The sequence below is a fragment of the Parahoeflea alexandrii genome (genome assembly GCF_027214025.1).
Classification (GTDB): domain Bacteria; phylum Pseudomonadota; class Alphaproteobacteria; order Rhizobiales; family Rhizobiaceae; genus Hoeflea; species Hoeflea alexandrii_A.
Genome location: NZ_JAPWHB010000006.1, coordinates 299894 through 316913 on the forward strand (window position 1 = coordinate 299894; position 17020 = coordinate 316913).

A 17020-nucleotide genomic window follows, 5' to 3' on the forward strand; every position below is an offset into this window, starting at 1 on the left:
ATGCGAGCAGCCCTTGCCGTCTAAGCGTGGTCTGACGCGTAATGTGCCCCGTTCCTAAGCGTCCGGCGGGATGACGCCCTTGCGCAGCATGAAGCAGCCGTAGAACCGCCGTTCGCCGGTCTGGATCACCGCATAAGCCTGCTTGGCCGTGTCGTAGAAGGCGAACCGTTCGATGCCGACCATCGGCCGGTGCCTGCCCTCCGCGGCATCGATCACCGCCTGGACTTCCGCCTGTACCGGGGCGATTTCATCCGGACTGCCGACGATTTCCATCCGGCCGGCGAAATCATCAACGAAGGTGTCGAGCGGCAGCACCGACAGCACGGCTTCCGCTGCCTGGGCCGAGGTCAGGTTGTCCATCCTCAGCAACTCCCCCAGCACCGTCTGGCGGGCCAGCGTGTCAGACGGAAAGTTCGTGTCCGCGATGATCAGCGTGTCGCCGTGTCCCATGGCGCGAAGCGCGTAAAGCACCTCGGCATTGAGCCGCGGATCCAGTCCCTTGAGCATGAAGTCCTCCCGATAACATCCTGCGGACCGTTACCGGAGCCGCGCTTTGCCCCGATCCTGCAGCCGGACAGCTTGCCATTCAAGCCCAATCGGCTGGTGCTGGTGTTCTCCCACTGCAAATTGTGGCCCACGCTCACGCGGGGGATGCGAGCGGCGGGAGGATCGGCTAGGTTGCCGGGCCGACAGGGAGGAGCTTTTGCAGATGAAGACACGTCACTGGGACCGCACCGGCAATGGCGGGCTGACATTCACCGAGCTCGGTTTCGGCACGGCGCCGCTCGGCAATCTCTACCGCGCCATCTCCGACGATGAGGCCCATGCTGTGCTGACGAAGGCCTGGGATCTCGGCGTGCGCTATTTCGACACCGCGCCGCTTTATGGCTTAGGTCTTGCCGAGACCCGGCTCAACCGGTTCCTGCGCGTCAAGCAGCGCGGCGACTACGTGCTCTCGACCAAGATCGGACGCCTGTTGCGCCGCTGTGAACCCGGCGAGCAACGCACCGGCGAGGGCAAGTTCTTCGACGTGCCCCGGCGCCGGGAAGTCTACGACTACAGCTATGACGGCGTCATGCGCTCGCTCGAATTCTCGCTGGAGCGGCTCGGCGTCGACAGCATCGACATCCTCTACGCTCACGATCTCGATGTCTTCACCCATGGCAGCGAGGCCGCGCGTGACGGAAAACTCGCAGAGCTGATGGCCGGCGGTTACAGGGCGCTCGTGTCCTTGCGCGATCAGGGCGTCATCAAGGCCTTCGGCGCAGGCGTCAACGAATGGCAGGCCTGCCAGTGGCTGACCGAGCGCGGCGATTTCGACCTGTTCCTGCTCGCCGGCCGCTACACGCTGCTGGAGCAGGAAGCGCTTGAGACATTCCTGCCGCTGGCCGCGCAGCGCGGCATTGGCATTGTCATCGGCGGCCCCTACAATTCGGGCATTCTGGCGACGGGGCCGAAGCCGGGGGCTTTCTACAATTACGACCCCGCGCCGCAGCCGATCCTGGATCGCGTTGCCCGCATTCAGGCGGTCTGCGAGCGCCATACCACGCGTATGGTCGATGCGGCGTTCCAGTTTCCGCTGCGCCATCCTTCGGTCGTCTCCGTGATTCCGGGCGGGCAGGGGGTGGCGGAGATGGAAGCCAACGCGGTGGCCGCAAGCGCGGAAATCCCGCCGGCGCTCTGGTCGGACCTGAAAGCCGAGGGGTTGATGCGGCAGGATGCGCCCATCGGGAGGTGAAGGATACGCAGCCATACCTCGTGTATGGCCGCTAACCGCTGGTGAAAAGCTCCGGCCGCTCGATGACCAGCGGCTCCAACAGCAGGATCAACTGGCTCAGATGATGCCGCGTTGCCTTGCGCGCGGCTTCCGGATCGCGTGCCTCGAGCGCGGCGACGATGGCCTTGTGTTCTTCGAGTGTGGCCTGCATCCGGCCCGGCATCGGCAGGTTGAGCTGGCGCGCGCGGTTGACGTGAATCCAGGCCGTTTCCGCCAGCGATGCCAGCCGCCGGTAGCCGGTAAAGGACAGGATCATCTCGTGCAGTTCGGCGTCCATCTGGTGAAAGCCGGCCGTGTCGCCGTCCTCCATCAGCGCTTCCTGGATGCGCAGGTTACGCTTGAGCGAGACCAGTTGCTCTTCCGTGATCGTGGCGGCGACTGCCTCCACCGCCGCCAGTTCCAGCGCTTCGCGCAGGAACGCGCCCTCGCGGATCTCCGCCATCGAGAACCGCGTCACATAGGTTCCCGCCTGCGGCACGATGTCGGCCAGTCCCTCGCTCGCAAGCCGCGCCATGGCCTCCGTCACCGGCGAGCGCGAGACACCGAGCTGTTTGCAGATCTCGGACTTTTGCATCAGTTCGCCGGGCCGGAAGGCCAGCGACAGGATCGCCTGCTTCAGCGACATGTAGACTTTCTGGGAAAGCGAGCCGGGAAAGTCATCCAGAGGCTGAAGCGCGGGCACGGATTTTTTCGCATCTCGCAGTGGACTATCCTCGCTGACTGGCATACTAACATGTTAGATAGAGTTATCCTCCTGTCAAGCCACGATCCGGCCCGAGATCCGGCGCCGTCCCGGCTTTGCAACCACGAAGCACTCTGACCGATGACAAGAGATCTCCCGCAGACCATCCGCCTCAACGCAGCCGACAATGTGATCATTGCCCTCAAGGACCTTGCCGGCGGCACAACCGTATCCGGGCTCGATGTGCCGCTTGCCGAAGCGATCGCGCGCGGCCACAAGATTGCCGTGCGCCCGATTGCCGAAGGCGAGAAGGTTCTCCGGTACGGCCAGACCATCGGCATCGCCACCCGTGCGATTGCGCCTGGCGAACATGTTCATGTCCACAATCTGGGCATGGGCGGCCATGCCGAGGCAAAGGAATTCTCAACCGAAGTCAGGGCGCTGCCCGCCCCGTCGGAGCAGCGGCATTTCATGGGCTACCACAGGGCCGACGGAAGTGTCGGCACCCGCAATTATCTCGGCATTCTCACCTCGGTGAACTGCTCGGGCTCCGTCGCTCGTTTCATCGCCGAGGCGGTGGAGAAGCAGGGCTGGCTCGACGGGTTCGAGAATGTCGACGGCGTCGTGCCGATCGTTCACGGCACCGGCTGCGGCATGTCAGGCAAGGACGAGGGCTACGACACCCTGTTCCGCACCCTGCAGGGCTATGCAAGAAACCCGAATTTCGCCGGCATCCTGCTATTGGGACTCGGATGCGAGGTCATGCAGGTGCCTGATCTGATCGGCCGTGGGCGCATGCGCGCCGATGGCAATTTCCGCTACATGACGATCCAGCAGTCAGGCGGCACCCGCAAGACCATCGAACGTGGGGTTGAGCAGCTCAAGGAAATGGCCGCGGAGGCCAACAAGATTGCGCGCGCTCCCGCCGGCCTCGAGCATCTGGTGATCGGTATGCAGTGCGGCGGCTCCGATGGTTATTCCGGCATCACCGCCAACCCGGCGCTGGGCGCCGCGTCCGATCTGCTGGTTGCCCATGGCGGCACAACCATCCTGTCTGAGACCTCGGAAATCTACGGCGCCGAGCACCTGCTCACCCGCCGCGCGGTCACGCCCGAGGTCGGCGCCAAGATCGTCGAGCGCATTCACTGGTGGGAGGATTACGCCGCGCGCAATGGCGGCGAGATGGACAACAATCCCTCGCCCGGCAACAAGAAGGGCGGCCTGACCACCATTCTCGAGAAATCCCTCGGCGCCGTGGCCAAGGGCGGCACCGCGCCCCTGACCCAGGTCTACAAGTTCGCCGAGCCGATCACCGAGCGCGGTTTCGTGTTCATGGATAGCCCGGGCTACGATCCCTGCTCGGTGACAGGTCAGATCGCCTCGGGCGCCAACCTCATTGTGTTCACCACCGGCCGCGGTTCGGTCTCGGGCTACAAGCCCAGCCCCTGCATCAAGCTCGCCACCAATTCGGAAATGTATGCCCGCATGTCCGAGGACATGGATGTCAATTGCGGCGACATCATCACCGATGCCGTCAGCCTCGAGGACAAGGGACGCGAGATCTTCGAGCTGTTCCTGCGCGTGGCTTCCGGTGAGGAAACCAAGAGCGAAGAGCTTGGCTTCGGCGGCGCCGAATTCGTTCCCTGGCAGATGGGCGCGGTGATGTGATCATCGCGGTTTGAGCCTGATTTTGATCGAGGCTGTCTGTCGGAGATGTGCCGCGAGTTTCGACATCAAGCTGTCTTTTACCTAAAAAGACGGCTGGCAGAATATGCAACCTGAGGGAGAAGTTAACCGGATATTAATGATTATGTTAAAGGCTAAAATTCAGCGTGAAGCATTTAAATTTTAAGGCCGCCATGTGATTGCGGTCGTTATGGTTTGATAGGAAGACATCATGATATCCTCCTTAAATTCTTTTCCCACCAGCTCGATTTCCTTGCTCTTCGGAGCGAGCAGCACATCTGCAACAACTCCCGTTTTAGCCGGACCGCAATTGCTAAGTGAAGCAACTGGCTACACGGACGACGTGCTCAAGACCGGGAATGCCATTGGCAACATCATCGCTATCGTTGCAGGCATGAAGAGCTCCGAGTCCGTAGGCGCTTTCACCATGGATGGCGCGCAAAGAACGGATAATGCGGACGGCAGCTATAGTCTGACGAAGACCGGAAAGGGAACAGTCTCTTCTGAGCAGGAAGCAATGAAATTTATAATTGAGAGGGCGCAAGGGACTGGAGCCGATGCCGAGCGCATGCGGTCCTATCTTGCAGCAATGAAAGACGGAACGCTTCAGGAATTTGATATGTCCACCATGGGCGTGACATCAACGATGACCCAGACCAGTTACTATGACGCGGATGGCCGCAATAGTGGTACAAAAGGCAGCTACGATACGAAAGGTTTTGCCGAGTTTATGGAGCAATATGTGGTCGTAAAGGATGGTCAGACGTACGACAAAGCAACTGGTAAGAACGCGACTGTCAGTCAGAACGGGACGAAATTCACCTACTCCGTGTGGTGATCAGAAGTGCTCTGATCCCTGGAAACGGGATCGGTTTTGTTTAGGGTTTTCCGCAGTAATTTCCTGGCTGGAAACAGGCACGGTGATGAAAGCGTCCAATTTTCAGACGCCCGGAAGTCGTTCATTCTGAAGCAGTGTGACGATGGCGTGCCCGTTGCGGAAATTTCCCGCAAAGCCGACATTCAGCCCGCGAACGTATTCTAACTGGAAGAAGAAGTACGCGGGCCTGCTGTCCGGCGAGATGCTCTCGGGCACCATCCGCCGAAAACTCTGAAGTCTGCCCGGAAGCGCAAGCTGGTCAAAATCCAATCTGTCGTTATGTAAGAATCTGCTCATTGACTCTCGCGTCGAGTCCGGTGTTTATTAGAACATAACAGGAACAAGCTGGATCAAGCATGAGTCTTTCGAGGCTGCAGACCGCGACCGATATCTTGAAGGCGCGCACCCGCGCCTATGAGGCCCAGGCGTACCAGGCGCACCGGGGAATGGCGCTTGGCGACGGAAGCGAGGCTCAACCATTGCCGCTGGGCGCCAGCGCGGTCGACCATTGCCTCGATGGCGGGCTCGCCTGCGGCGGTTTGCATGAGGTGCGCAGCCCGCTGGCGCGCGACATAGGTGCTGCCACCGGGTTTGCGCTCGGGCTCGCGGCCCGGGCCATCAAGGCTGATCGCATGGGGCGCCGCGGCATCGTCTGGGTCAGCGATCCGGCCACCCGCGTTGATGGCGGCGGGCTTTTTCCGGCGGGCCTTGCCCAGTACGGGCTCGACCCGTCATCGATCACGATTGTCGAGCCGGGCGATCTGCAGGGCGCCATGTGGGCGGCCGACGAGGCGGCGGGCTGCGCCGGGCTGGCGGCGCTGATCTTCCAGATCAAGGGCAATCCGGCGCGCTTCGACATCACCGCCACGCGGCGGCTGATGCTGCGCGCGCGGCAAAGCGGGGTACTGGCGCTGACGCTGCGCCAGAGCGGCGAGGAGGAGGCCAGTGCAGCGGCAACGCGCTGGCGGGTGAACACGGAGATATCGGGGGCGGACAACGATCTTGAACGTGGCGTGGGGGCAATGCGGCTGTTGCTCACGCTGGAACGAAACCGCGCCGGACGGACCGGCCAATGGCTTTTAGCCTGGAACCCCAAAGACAGAAGTTTCCACCATGCCGCTCCAGATCCAAGATCCCGCGCCAACCCGTCAGCGCATCCTCTCGATCGCCTTCCCCTACCTGCCGACCGACCGGGTGCACCGGGCCAGATGGGGCAAGTCCTGGATCGCCGGCAGGATTTTGGACGCGCATCCTGACACACCGCCTGTCGTCGTCACAGATACGGTCAAGAACGCCATCCGCATCGTCGCGCTCGATCAGCGCGCCCGTTCCCGCGGCGTGCGTCTGAACCAGACGCTCAGCGATGCCCGCGCGCTGGTGCCCGACCTCGATTGTCATTCTGCCGACGACGAGGCGAACCGGGCGCTGCTGATGAAGATCGCCGGGTGGTGCGAGCGCTACACGCCGCTGATCGCCCTCGGCTCGGACCCCGAGTCCGGGCGCGATCATGGCCTGTTCATGGACATCACCGGCTGCGCCCATCTGCTTGGTGGCGAACAGGCGCTGGTCGCCGATCTGGAGGCAAGGCTGCACGCGCAGGGCTTTCATGCCCGGCTCTGCCTCGCCGACACACCGGGCGCCGCCTGGGCCATGGCGCGTTATGGCCAGGACCGGATCATCGCCGAGGGCGCGCATGCCGAGGCGGTGCTGCCGCTGACGCTCAGCGGTCTGCGCCTGCCGCCGGACATGGTCGCCTCGCTCGGCCGCGTCGGCCTCAAGACCATCGGCTGCATCGCCAGCCTGCCGCGCGCGCCGCTGGCCGCCCGCTTCGGCGTCCGGCTGATGCAACGGCTCGACCAGGCCCTGGGCCGCGAGGCGGAGGCGATCTCGCCGATCATGCCGGTGGCGGAGCTCTCCACCGAACGCCGTTTCGCCGAGCCGGTCACCCACCAGGACGAGATCGGCCATGTGATCGCGGCCCTCGCCGCCGGCATCATCGAGCCGCTGGAACGCCGCGGCCTCGGCCTGCGCCGCTGCCGGATCAAGCTGTTCCGGGTCGATGGCCATGTCAGCCAGCTCGATGTGCAGACCGCAAGGCCGCTGCGCGATGCCCGCGTGATCGCCCGCCTGTTCGCCGAACGCATCGCCGGCCTGCATGACGATCTCGACGCCGGTTTCGGTTTCGACCTGATCCGGCTCGACGTGGTCCATGCCGACCCGTTCGACGGCGGGCAGACGGACATGATGGCGCACCAAGCCGCCGGGCAGGGCCATGATGCCCTGGTCGACCGGCTCGGCGCCCGGCTCGGTCTCGACCGGGTGCAGCGCTTCGTGCTTGCCGACACCCATATTCCCGAACGCAGTTTCGGCCGCCAGCCGGTGGCCCATCTTGGCGCGCCCGGCTTGGCCGCCCGGCGAGCGTCAGCCGGCAATGCCGCCCTTGCGCTTGCACCGGAGGCCCCCGGCGAGATCATCACCCGGCCATTGATCCTGTTCGACCGGCCGGAACTGATGCAGACCATCGCCGAGGTGCCGGACGGTCCGCCGCTCAGGTTTCGCTGGCGCGGTGTCTCCTATGAGGTTGCCCGTTCCGAGGGTCCCGAGCGCATTGCCTGCGAATGGTGGCGGGATGGCCGCGGCGCCCGCACCCGCGATTACTTCCGCGTCGAGGACTGGCAGGGTTACCGCTTCTGGATGTTCCGTCATGGCCTGTACGGCCGCGAGACCAGCGAGCCCGCCTGGTACATGCACGGGCTGTTCGCATGAACGCGCCGTCACCCGGGCCGGCCTATGTCGAACTCGCCGCCGCCAGCAATTTCTCCTTCCTGCGCGGCGCCTCGCATGCCGAGGAACTGGTGGTGCAGGCCTCCCGGCTCGGCCTTGGCGGCATCGCCATCACCGATCGCAATTCGCTGGCCGGCGTCGTCCGCGGTCACATGGCGGCGAAGGAGGCCGGCCTTGCCTACGCGCCGGGCTGCCGGCTGGTGTTCATGGACGCCACCCCCGATATTCTGGTCTGGCCCGAGGACCGCGCGGCCTGGGGCCGTCTCTGCGAATTGCTGACCACCGGAAAGCGCCGTGCGCCGAAGGGCGAATGCCATCTGACGCTCGAGGATCTGCTCACCCACGGCCAGGGCCTGCTGATGGCTGTCGTCGCGCCTGCTGCAGTCGCCGGGACGGGCCTCGCCTCCGTGCTGGAGCGGTTGCGCACGTGTTTCCCCGATCATCTGTATCTGGCCGTGTCGCGCGCCCATGGCAGCGCCGACCAGCGCCGCATGGCAGGCCTTGCGCGGCTGGCGCGCGAGCTTGATCTGCCGCTGCTGGCAATCGGCGATGTGCTCTACCACGCGCCCGAACGCCGCCCGCTGCAGGACGTGCTGAGCTGCATCCGCGAAGGCAGGACATTGGCCACCGCCGGCACAAGGCTTGAGATCAATGCCGAGCGGCACCTGAAGCCGCATGCCGAGATGCTGCATCTGTTCAGGGGCTACGAGGCAGCGGTGGCGCAGGCAGCCATTCTGTTCAGGCGCATCCGGTTTTCGCTCAATGAGTTGCGCTATCAGTACCCCGACGCGCCGCTGTTCGAGGAACTCGGGCCGGAGCCTCTGCCCGCGCAGGAGGCGCTCGAAAAGCTCACCGCCGTCGGCCTGAAGAAGCGTTATCCGGGTGGCGCGCCTGAAAAGGTGCTCAAGGCCATCGCTCATGAGACGGAGCTGATCAAAAAACTCGACTACGCACCCTATTTCCTCACCGTCTACGACATCGTCCGCTTCGCCCGTTCGCAAAAAATCCTCTGCCAGGGCCGCGGCTCGGCCGCCAATTCCGCCGTCTGCTATTGCCTCGAAATTACCGAGGTCGATCCAGGCAAGGTCGATCTCCTGTTCGAGCGTTTCATCTCCGAGGAACGCAACGAACCGCCCGACATCGATGTCGACTTCGAGCACGAGCGGCGCGAGGAGGTGATCCAGTACATATACTCGAAGTACGGGCGCGACCGGGCAGGGCTCGCTGCCACCGTCATCACCTACCGCGCCCGCTCTGCCATCCGCGAGGTCGGCAAGGTGTTCGGCCTCTCCGACGATGCGATCTCCGCCATATCCGGCACCAAGTGGGGCGGCTGGTCGCGTGAGGTTGATACCGAGGACGCGCGGCGCGCCGGGCTTGATCCCACCGACAAGCACCTGGCGCAGATGCTCGATCTTGCGAGCCAGATCACCGGTTTTCCGCGCCATCTGTCGCAGCATGTCGGTGGCTTCGTCATCACCCGCGACAAGCTGTCGTCGCTGATCCCGATCGAGAACGCGGCGATGGAGGACCGCACCATCGTCGAGTGGGACAAGGACGATCTGGAAAGCCTCGGCATGCTCAAGATCGACGTGCTGGCGCTCGGCATGCTGACCTGCATCCGCAAGGCGTACGATCTGCTCAAGAGCCATTACGGCCGCGCCGAAACGCTTTCCTCGCTGCCCGATGGCGATCGCGCCACCTATGACATGATCTGCCGTGCCGACACCATCGGCGTCTTTCAGATCGAAAGCCGCGCGCAGATGTCGATGCTGCCGCGGCTTAAGCCGCGCACCTATTATGATCTGGTCATCGAGGTGGCGATTGTCCGTCCCGGCCCGATCCAGGGCGACATGGTGCATCCTTACTTGCGCCGCAGGCAGGGCAAGGAGCAGGTCTCCTATCCGAAGGAGGAATTGCGGACAGTGCTCGGCAAGACGCTCGGCGTGCCCTTGTTTCAGGAGCAGGCGATGAACATTGCCATCGTTGCCGGCGGCTTTTCGCCGGGCGAGGCCGACAAGCTGCGCCGCGCCATGGCCACCTTCCGCCGTGTCGGCACCATCGGCTCGTTCCAGACCAAGATGGTCGAGGGCATGGTGAACAATGGCTACGAGCGCGACTTCGCCGAACATTGCTTCCGCCAGATCGAGGGCTTTGGCGAATATGGCTTCCCCGAAAGCCACGCCGCCAGTTTCGCGTTGCTGGTCTATGTCTCGTGCTGGCTCAAATGCCATTATCCGGATGTCTTCTGCGCCGCCATCCTCAACTCCCAGCCGATGGGCTTCTACGCCCCCGCCCAGCTTGTCCGCGACGCCCGTGAGCACGGCGTCGAGATCCGGCCGGTCGACGTCAATTGCTCCGGCTGGGATTCCACCCTTGAGCCCGGCGCGGAACCGCAGCCGCTGTCGCCGCGTCACCGCGAGATGAAGCATGTCATGAAGCACGCCCACGCGGTGCGGCTGGGGCTGAGCCACGTCAAGGGATTCGGTGAAGCCGAGGCCTTGCAGCTCATGCAGAACCGCGGCCGCGGCTATGACAGCGTCCGCGATCTGTGGATGCGATCCGGCCTGCCGCGCCGTGCCATCGAACAGCTGGCCGAGGCCGATTGCTTCCGCTCGATCGGGCTCGACCGGCGTGATGCGCTGTGGGCGGTCAAGGCGCTCGATCCGCTCTCGAGCGCCGAGCGGCTGCCCCTGTTCGCCGCGGCCGACACCCAGGATCTGCAGAAGGAACCCGATGTCGACCTGCCGCCGATGCCCTTGGGCGAGCAGGTGATCAATGACTACCAGGCGCTGTCGTTTTCATTGAAGGCGCACCCGATGTCCTTCCTGCGCGAGCGACTTGCGGGCAAGGGCTGCCGGCCCAACTCCGATCTGCAGGACATCCGCTCCGGCCGGCAGGTCAAGGTCTCGGGCCTTGTGCTGGTCCGGCAGCGGCCGGGCTCGGCCAAGGGCGTGGTGTTCGAAACCATCGAGGACGAGACCGGCGTCGCCAACATCATCGTCTGGCCCAAGGTGTTCGAGAAGTTCCGCGCCATCGTGCTCGGCAGCCGCTGCGTCGGCGTCCGTGGCAGGCTGCAGAACGAGGACGGCGTCATCCATGTCGTGGCCGAGTATCTCGAGGACCTGACCCCGATGATGGCGCAGATCTCGGACATGGCGGCTGACATGGGCGGGCTTGCCAATGCCGACGAGGTCCGCCGCCCGATCGAGGACATGCGCCCGCGCACCAAGCCTGCCGCCCGCATCGTCAGGCTGATCCGCGAGGCGCCGGAACTGCGCCGGGACTATGAAGAGCTGGCGACCGCCAGGGCCGCAACCCGCGCCCTGCCGAAAGGCAGGAACTTCCACTGACATGCAGGCAGGCGGGGCAGGGTAGGCGGAGTGATCACGCGACCGGATCGGCAGGCGGCGGACCGAGCGTTCCGCGCTCGACGACCTCCGTCGGAATCTCGATGCGCCGTTCCACCGGCTGCTTGCTCATCAGCTTGATCAGCATCTCGGCTGCAGCCTCGCCCATGCGGTTGTGCGGCACCCGCACGGTGGTCAGTTTCGGATCGACCACGCCGGCGAGATCGATGTCGTCGAAGCCGGTGATCGACACGTCCCCGGGCACCCGCAGGCCGAGCTCGCGGGCCTTTTGCAGCGCGCCCACCGCAAGCACGTCATTGCCGCACAGCACCGCAGTCGGCCGCGGCGATCGTGCCATCAGTTCCCCGAAGGCCCGCGCGCCATCGTCGAAAGTGTAGGCCGCCTCGATCACCGGCAACTGGTCCGCACCGATCCCGGCCCGCTCGGCAGCGGACCGTACGCCTTCCATCCGGTCGGCGGCGCGGTCGTTCATCTCGGTGATGCCGGCGATCATGGCGAGCCGGCGGTGCCCCTTTGCCAGGACCTTCTCGGTCAGCCCGGCCGCGGCGGCGCGGTTGTCGAAGCCGACGAAATAGCCGTCCTCGCCGCCCAGGTTCCAGGCGCCGAGAAACGGAATGCCACGGCGGCGAAGGAACTCGACGCTTGCCTCGGGTCGCGCAGAGCCGATCAGTAACAGGCCGTCGACGCCGCGGCCCGCCATCACTTCCATCTGTTCGCGTTCGCGCGCCGGCGAATAGCCCGAGCTTGCCACAAGCAGGGTCTTGCCGAAGCGCGACAGCGCTTCCTGGAACGATTGCAGCCCCCGCGCGAAGATGGCGTTGTCCATGGTGGGAATGATGGCGCCGACCGTGTTGGTCCGGCGCGAGGCCAGCGCCCGCCCGCCAAAATCCGGCGTATAGCCAAGCGCTTCGACAGCCTGCATCACCCGCTCGCGCGTCGCCGCGATCACCAGGTCCGGCGCGTTCAGGCAACGCGACACCGTCGCCGTCGACACCCCTGCCGCGCGCGCCACGTCATCCAGCGTTGGTTTTGCCAGTTCGCTCATTGCCCCTCTTGCGCTCACTATACCCGCGAAATACGGAATGCACGATGTAAGCGCTTGCACAAATTAATGTAAGCGCTTACACTGATTTTTGTTGGAACCTTGGGAGGGGTCATGACGCAAGCAGGAAGACCGGCATTCCGGATCGCAGCCCTGTTCATGGCGGTGTTTGGCGCCGATGTGGTCGCTGGCGCATTTTTCCGTGCAGCTTTCCTGTCCGACGTCATGCAGGCGGTAATGCTTGCGATCTCCTGCAGTTTCTTTGTCGCCGGCATTCTCCTGCTCGAAAGGCAGGCCGGGCGCGACGATTCCACCGCAATGCATAGGGAGGAGGAAACCCGATGACAGACAAGAAGATCGAAACCGAACTGGCTTCCGCAGAAAGACGCAACTTTCTCAAGCTGACTGGCGCAGGAGCATTCACCGCGGCCATGCTGCTGGGCGCGGCGGGCACCTTGTGGTCCGACGAGGCCGTTGCGCAGACCGCCAAGGAAGAGCGGGACCGTGAAGCCGCGGCAGCGCACGTGATGACGCTTGCCACCGAATATGTGATCGGCACCTCGCGCAGCTATCCGATGATGCAGCTCGATGTGAAGGAAAACATCCAGAATGCCTCCAACGGCAAGGTCTATGTCAAGCTCGCTCCGGGCGGTCAGCTCGGCATCGGCTCGGCGCTGGCTCAGAAGGTGCAGGGCGGCACAGTCAATGCCGGCCAGTTCTCGCTGTCAAACTTCGCGCCCTTCGCGCCGGCGGTTGACCTCATCAACATGCCCTATTTCTGCGGCGCCAATCAGCGCTTCGTCAATCTCGTGACGTCCGGCATCTGGAAGAAGGAAGTCGATGCGCTGGTCGAGGCGCGCGGCTTCAAGCCGATGTTCTATTTCTGCATCGACCCCCGCGTGATGGCCGTGCGCCAGGGCGGTTCCGCCATCATCACGCCCGCGGATCTGGCAGGGGTGAAATTCCGCGTGCCGGGCTCCAAGATGCTGCAGCAGTTCTACCGCATGGGCGGCGCCAATCCGACGCCGGTTGCCTGGGGCGAAACGCCTTCGGCGATCAAGCAGGGCGTGGCCGATGCGCTCGATCCGTCGGTCGGCGCGCTCTATGCCTTCGGCTTCAAGGATATCCTCAGCCACGTGACCTTCACCCAGGCCGTTCCCGACAGCCAGACCTATGCCTGCAATCTCGAATGGTACAACACGCTGCCCGGCGACGTGCAGGACGCGATCGCCTGGGCGTCGGAGATGAGCTTCCACCAGAACCTCGCCAAGGTGCCGTCGGCCCGCGCCTTCGCGATGGCCGAGATGGCCAAGTCCGGCGTCGAATTCCATTCGCTCACCGAAGACCAGCTCAACGAGTGGAAGGACACCGTCGGTTACCAGCGGTCCGAATGGGACGGCTTCAAGACCGAACTGGCCGGCTCGATGGACACCTTCGACAAGCTGGTCGAGGCGGCCGGGACGCGAGGCAAGTACTACGTCCACGACGCCTGAGTTTCCCGCACTGCTCCGCCGCCGGACCGACCCGGCGGCGGGGACTTCATCAACCCAACTTCTCAGGCGGACGGGCTGAATCCTGCCCGGGCCGCAAGGGGGCGCCGTGTCGAAGTTTCTAAGCGCGCTGGACCGGAACCTGGAGCGGTGGGCGCTGCTCATGTTCTACGTTCTCCTGGTGGTGACGATGGCAGTCGAGGTGCTTCGCCGCGAGGTCTTCGCTTACTCGTCGATCTGGGGCGAGGAGGTGGTGCGTTACGCCTTCATCTATCTCGTCTGGATCGGCGCCGCCTCCGCGGTGCGCGAGCGCGGCCATATCCGCATCGACGTGGTGATGCATTACCTCGGGCCACGCGCCAAGGCGGCGCTCTACATCTTCGGCGACCTGGTGATGTTCGTGGTCGCCCTCATCGCACTTTACTGGTCGTTCGAAACGGTGCTGGTCTCGGCCAAGTTCGGATCGGTCAGTGCCGGTCTCAGGGTCTCGATGGTCTGGTTCCTGATGGCGGTGCCAGCTGGATTTGCGATCATGCTGTGGCGCCTGATCCAGTCGCTTGCCCGTGATCTCAAGAGCCTTCGTGACGGCACGCCCGTCTACGAAGGCGACCAACTGTTCGATTGAGGACCGGATCATGCTGTGGCAACAACTCAATCAGACTGTCGAACTGGGCTGGGACTTCTACGCCCCCGTCATCCTTTTTGTCACGCTGATCGCGCTCGCCGTACCGGTCTGGGCGGCGATCGGATCGGCCGCGATCCTGATGCTCGTCATGTCCGGCGACATGCCGCTGAGCGCCGTCGGCGAAAGCCTGTTCACCGGCATCGACGCCTTCGCGCTGACCGCCGTTCCGCTGTTCATCCTCACCGGCGACGTGCTGGTGCGCACCGGGCTCAGCCGCAAGTTCCTCGACGTGGCCGAGGCGCTCACCTGCTGGACGCGAGGCGGCTTCGGCTCGGCTACGGTGCTGGTCTGCGGCATGTTCTCGGCGATCTCCGGCTCCGACGCCGCCGGCGCCGCTGCAGTCGGCCGCATGACCATCGCCCGGCTGGTTGAAAGCGGTTATCCGCGGCCCTATGCCTGCGCGCTGGTCGCGGCCGGGGCCTGCACCGGCATCCTGATCCCGCCCTCGATCGCCTACATCATCATCGGTCTGGTGCTCGGCATCTCCGCCTCCACCCTTTTCCTGGCAGCCCTCATTCCGGGACTGTGCATCCTCGCCTCGATCCTGATCACCAATATCGTCGTCAACCGCCTCTACAAATACGAGGGCGGCGAACCGATGACCTTCGGCGAGTGGGGCGCAAACCTCCTCAAGGCGCTGAAATCGGGCTGGTATGCCTTTATCGTCCCCGGCATCATCTTCTATGGCATCTTCTCCGGGCGGCTGACCCCGACGGAGGCCGGAGCCACGGCCGTTGTCGTGACAATCCTGATGGGGTTCATCCTGCGGACGCTCAGCCTTGAGGATTTCCCGGCCATGCTGCTCAGTTCCGCCAAGGTGAACGGGGTGATCCTGCCGATCATCGCCTTTTCCGCCCCGCTGGCCGAAGCGCTGGCGATCATGGGCGTGCCGCAGGGCTTCGTCGCGGCGGTGACATCGCTCAGCGAGGATCCCACGGTCATCATCCTGATGATGATCTTCATCCTGATCGCCGCCGGCTGTGTCATGGAAACGACGCCCAACATCGTCATCCTCGCCCCGATCCTCAAGCCGCTTGCCGACAATATCGGCATGAACGAGATCCAGTTTTGCGTCATGATGATCACCGCGCTCGGCGTCGGTTTCATCACGCCGCCGCTTGGCCTCAACCTGTTCGTCGTATCTGGCATTACCGGGGAATCGATCCTGAGAATTGCCTGGAAAGCGATCCCCTTCGTATTCTTCATGCTGATCGTGGTCCTGTTCATCGCCTTCGTTCCGGCGCTGTCCACCACGCTGCTGCCCGCAATCTATCAATAGCCCGCACATACCAATAGGAGGACCGGGGACATGTCCCGCACCTATCTCAAGAAAGCCGTCAAGACCTCGACTTCGGATTCCGGGTCCGTCCGCGACACAGTCCAGTCGATCCTCGACGAGATCGAAGCCGGCGGCGAGGCGGCGGCACGCGGCTATGCCGAGAAGTTCGACCGTTACACCGGCAACATCAAGGTCACCCGCGAGGAGATCGAGGCCGCCGCGGCAAGCCTGCCGCAAAAGCTCAAGGACGATATCCGCTTCGCCCACGACAATGTGCGCAAGTTTGCCGAGGCCCAGAAAAAGACGCTCACCGACATCGAGGTCGAGATCGTCCCGGGACTGACGGCGGGCCAGAAGACAATCCCGATCGAGGCAGCCGGCTGCTACGTGCCCGGCGGGCGTTACAGCCACGTGGCTTCCGCGATCATGACCGTGACCACCGCCAAGGTGGCCGGCTGCAGGCACATCACCGTCTGCTCGCCTCCGCGTCCCGATGTCGGCGTCCATCCGGCGATCCTCTACACCGCCGACATCTGCGGCGCCGACACCATCCTTGCCATGGGCGGCGTCCAGGGCGTGGCATCGATGGCCTTCGGCCTGTTCGATGTCCCGCCCTCGGGCATCCTCGTCGGGCCGGGCAACCAGTTCGTCGCCGAAGCCAAGCGCATCCTGTTTGGCCGCGTCGGCATCGACATGTTTGCCGGGCCCACCGACAGCCTCATCCTGGCCGACAAACGCGCCGACCCGGAAATCGTTGCCGCCGACCTCGTCGGCCAGGCCGAGCACGGCTACAACTCGCCGGTCTGGCTGGTCACCGACGATCGCGCGCTGGCCGAAACGGTCATGGCGCTTGTCCCAAAGCACATCGAGACCCTGCCCGAGGTCAACCGCGACAACGCCACCGCCGCCTGGCGCGATTTCGCCGAGGTTATCCTCTGCGACAGTCGCGAGGAAATGGCCGCAACCTCCGACGAATACGCCCCCGAGCACCTCACCGTTCAGGCGGCTGACACCGATTGGTGGCTGGGCCGGCTTGGTTGCTACGGTTCGCTGTTTTTGGGCGAGGAAACCACGGTGGCATTTGGCGACAAGGCGTCGGGAACCAACCACGTGTTGCCGACCTCGGGTGCCGCGCGCTATACCGGCGGCCTGTCGGTTCACAAGTTCATGAAGATCGTCACCTGGCAACGTGCCACCCGGGAAGGATCGAAGTCCATTGCCGAGGCGACCGCGCGGATCTCGCGGCTCGAGGGAATGGAGGGGCATGCACGTACCGCCGACATACGGTTGCGCAAATATTTCCCCGGCGAGAATTTCGATCTCTCCGGCACGGGAGAGGATATCTGA

Annotated in this window: 14 protein-coding genes and 1 pseudogene; 12 read left to right on the forward strand and 3 right to left on the reverse strand. The window is 64.1% G+C overall.

Going from position 1 to position 17020, the window contains the following annotated elements:
• Positions 1–54: 54 nt before the first annotated feature.
• Positions 55–507 carry an RbsD/FucU family protein gene (locus O4H62_RS20620; RefSeq protein WP_269390706.1) on the reverse strand — a complete coding sequence of 151 codons (453 nt, stop codon included), beginning with the start codon at positions 505–507 and terminating at the stop codon, positions 55–57.
• Positions 508–709: 202 nt separating this feature from the next.
• On the opposite strand from O4H62_RS20620, the gene O4H62_RS20625 reads away from it, so the two are divergent.
• A complete protein-coding gene (locus O4H62_RS20625; protein ID WP_269390707.1) occupies positions 710–1738 on the forward strand; it encodes an aldo/keto reductase in 1029 nt (342 codons plus the stop codon).
• A gap of 31 nt (positions 1739–1769) precedes the next feature.
• Here O4H62_RS20625 and O4H62_RS20630 read toward each other — a convergent pair whose 3' ends face one another.
• On the reverse strand, positions 1770–2459 hold the full coding sequence (locus O4H62_RS20630; protein WP_269390709.1) for a GntR family transcriptional regulator: 690 nt from the start codon (positions 2457–2459) through the stop codon (positions 1770–1772).
• Positions 2460–2600: 141 nt separating this feature from the next.
• Here O4H62_RS20630 and O4H62_RS20635 point away from each other — a divergent pair, with 141 nt between their 5' ends.
• From O4H62_RS20635 to O4H62_RS20660, 6 genes and pseudogenes are all read left to right on the forward strand, one after another.
• Positions 2601–4127 carry a UxaA family hydrolase gene (locus tag O4H62_RS20635; protein ID WP_269390711.1) on the forward strand — a complete coding sequence of 509 codons (1527 nt, stop codon included), beginning with the start codon at positions 2601–2603 and terminating at the stop codon, positions 4125–4127.
• Positions 4128–4356: 229 nt separating this feature from the next.
• Complete coding sequence (locus tag O4H62_RS20640) at positions 4357–4983, forward strand: hypothetical protein (protein WP_269390712.1); 627 nt, start codon at positions 4357–4359, stop codon at positions 4981–4983.
• 63 nt (positions 4984–5046) lie between these two features.
• A pseudogene (locus tag O4H62_RS20645) lies at positions 5047–5227 on the forward strand (transposase); the annotation flags it as partial.
• 151 nt (positions 5228–5378) lie between these two features.
• On the forward strand, positions 5379–6278 hold the full coding sequence (locus O4H62_RS20650; protein WP_269390713.1) for an ImuA family protein: 900 nt from the start codon (positions 5379–5381) through the stop codon (positions 6276–6278).
• Positions 6187–7788: a Y-family DNA polymerase gene (locus O4H62_RS20655; protein ID WP_430538496.1), complete on the forward strand. Its 1602-nt coding sequence runs from the start codon at positions 6187–6189 to the stop codon at positions 7786–7788. Before O4H62_RS20650 ends, O4H62_RS20655 begins: the two co-directional genes overlap by 92 nt.
• The gene (locus O4H62_RS20660) at positions 7785–11159 is read left to right on the forward strand and encodes an error-prone DNA polymerase (RefSeq protein ID WP_269390715.1); all 3375 of its coding nucleotides are present in this window, start codon (positions 7785–7787) and stop codon (positions 11157–11159) included. The genes O4H62_RS20655 and O4H62_RS20660 overlap by 4 nt, the downstream gene beginning before the upstream one ends.
• Before the next feature lie 34 nt (positions 11160–11193).
• Here O4H62_RS20660 and O4H62_RS20665 read toward each other — a convergent pair whose 3' ends face one another.
• Entirely contained in the window at positions 11194–12222 is a 1029-nt protein-coding gene (locus O4H62_RS20665; RefSeq protein ID WP_269390716.1) for a LacI family DNA-binding transcriptional regulator, read from the reverse strand.
• A 111-nt stretch (positions 12223–12333) separates the two neighbouring features.
• Here O4H62_RS20665 and O4H62_RS20670 point away from each other — a divergent pair, with 111 nt between their 5' ends.
• From O4H62_RS20670 to hisD, 5 genes are all read left to right on the forward strand, one after another.
• On the forward strand, positions 12334–12564 hold the full coding sequence (locus O4H62_RS20670; protein WP_269390718.1) for a hypothetical protein: 231 nt from the start codon (positions 12334–12336) through the stop codon (positions 12562–12564).
• On the forward strand, positions 12561–13712 hold the full coding sequence (locus O4H62_RS20675; protein ID WP_269390721.1) for a TRAP transporter substrate-binding protein: 1152 nt from the start codon (positions 12561–12563) through the stop codon (positions 13710–13712). The genes O4H62_RS20670 and O4H62_RS20675 overlap by 4 nt, the downstream gene beginning before the upstream one ends.
• A 106-nt stretch (positions 13713–13818) precedes the next feature.
• A complete protein-coding gene (locus tag O4H62_RS20680) occupies positions 13819–14334 on the forward strand; it encodes a TRAP transporter small permease (protein WP_269390722.1) in 516 nt (171 codons plus the stop codon).
• Between the two features lie 10 nt (positions 14335–14344).
• Positions 14345–15673 carry a TRAP transporter large permease gene (locus O4H62_RS20685; protein WP_269390723.1) on the forward strand — a complete coding sequence of 443 codons (1329 nt, stop codon included), beginning with the start codon at positions 14345–14347 and terminating at the stop codon, positions 15671–15673.
• A gap of 30 nt (positions 15674–15703) precedes the next feature.
• Positions 15704–17020, forward strand: a complete 1317-nt coding sequence (hisD, locus tag O4H62_RS20690) for a histidinol dehydrogenase (RefSeq protein ID WP_269390724.1) — start codon at positions 15704–15706, stop codon at positions 17018–17020.

Coding starts and splice junctions, on each gene's coding strand:
- O4H62_RS20620 (WP_269390706.1), bottom strand. CDS start 507: ATGCTCAAGGGACTGGATCCGCGGCTCAATGCCGAGGTGCTTTACGCG.
- O4H62_RS20625 (WP_269390707.1), top strand. CDS start 710: ATGAAGACACGTCACTGGGACCGCACCGGCAATGGCGGGCTGACATTC.
- O4H62_RS20635 (WP_269390711.1), top strand. CDS start 2,601: ATGACAAGAGATCTCCCGCAGACCATCCGCCTCAACGCAGCCGACAAT.
- O4H62_RS20640 (WP_269390712.1), top strand. CDS start 4,357: ATGATATCCTCCTTAAATTCTTTTCCCACCAGCTCGATTTCCTTGCTC.
- O4H62_RS20650 (WP_269390713.1), top strand. CDS start 5,379: ATGAGTCTTTCGAGGCTGCAGACCGCGACCGATATCTTGAAGGCGCGC.
- O4H62_RS20660 (WP_269390715.1), top strand. CDS start 7,785: ATGAACGCGCCGTCACCCGGGCCGGCCTATGTCGAACTCGCCGCCGCC.
- O4H62_RS20665 (WP_269390716.1), bottom strand. CDS start 12,222: ATGAGCGAACTGGCAAAACCAACGCTGGATGACGTGGCGCGCGCGGCA.
- O4H62_RS20670 (WP_269390718.1), top strand. CDS start 12,334: ATGACGCAAGCAGGAAGACCGGCATTCCGGATCGCAGCCCTGTTCATG.
- O4H62_RS20675 (WP_269390721.1), top strand. CDS start 12,561: ATGACAGACAAGAAGATCGAAACCGAACTGGCTTCCGCAGAAAGACGC.
- O4H62_RS20685 (WP_269390723.1), top strand. CDS start 14,345: ATGCTGTGGCAACAACTCAATCAGACTGTCGAACTGGGCTGGGACTTC.
- hisD (WP_269390724.1), top strand. CDS start 15,704: ATGTCCCGCACCTATCTCAAGAAAGCCGTCAAGACCTCGACTTCGGAT.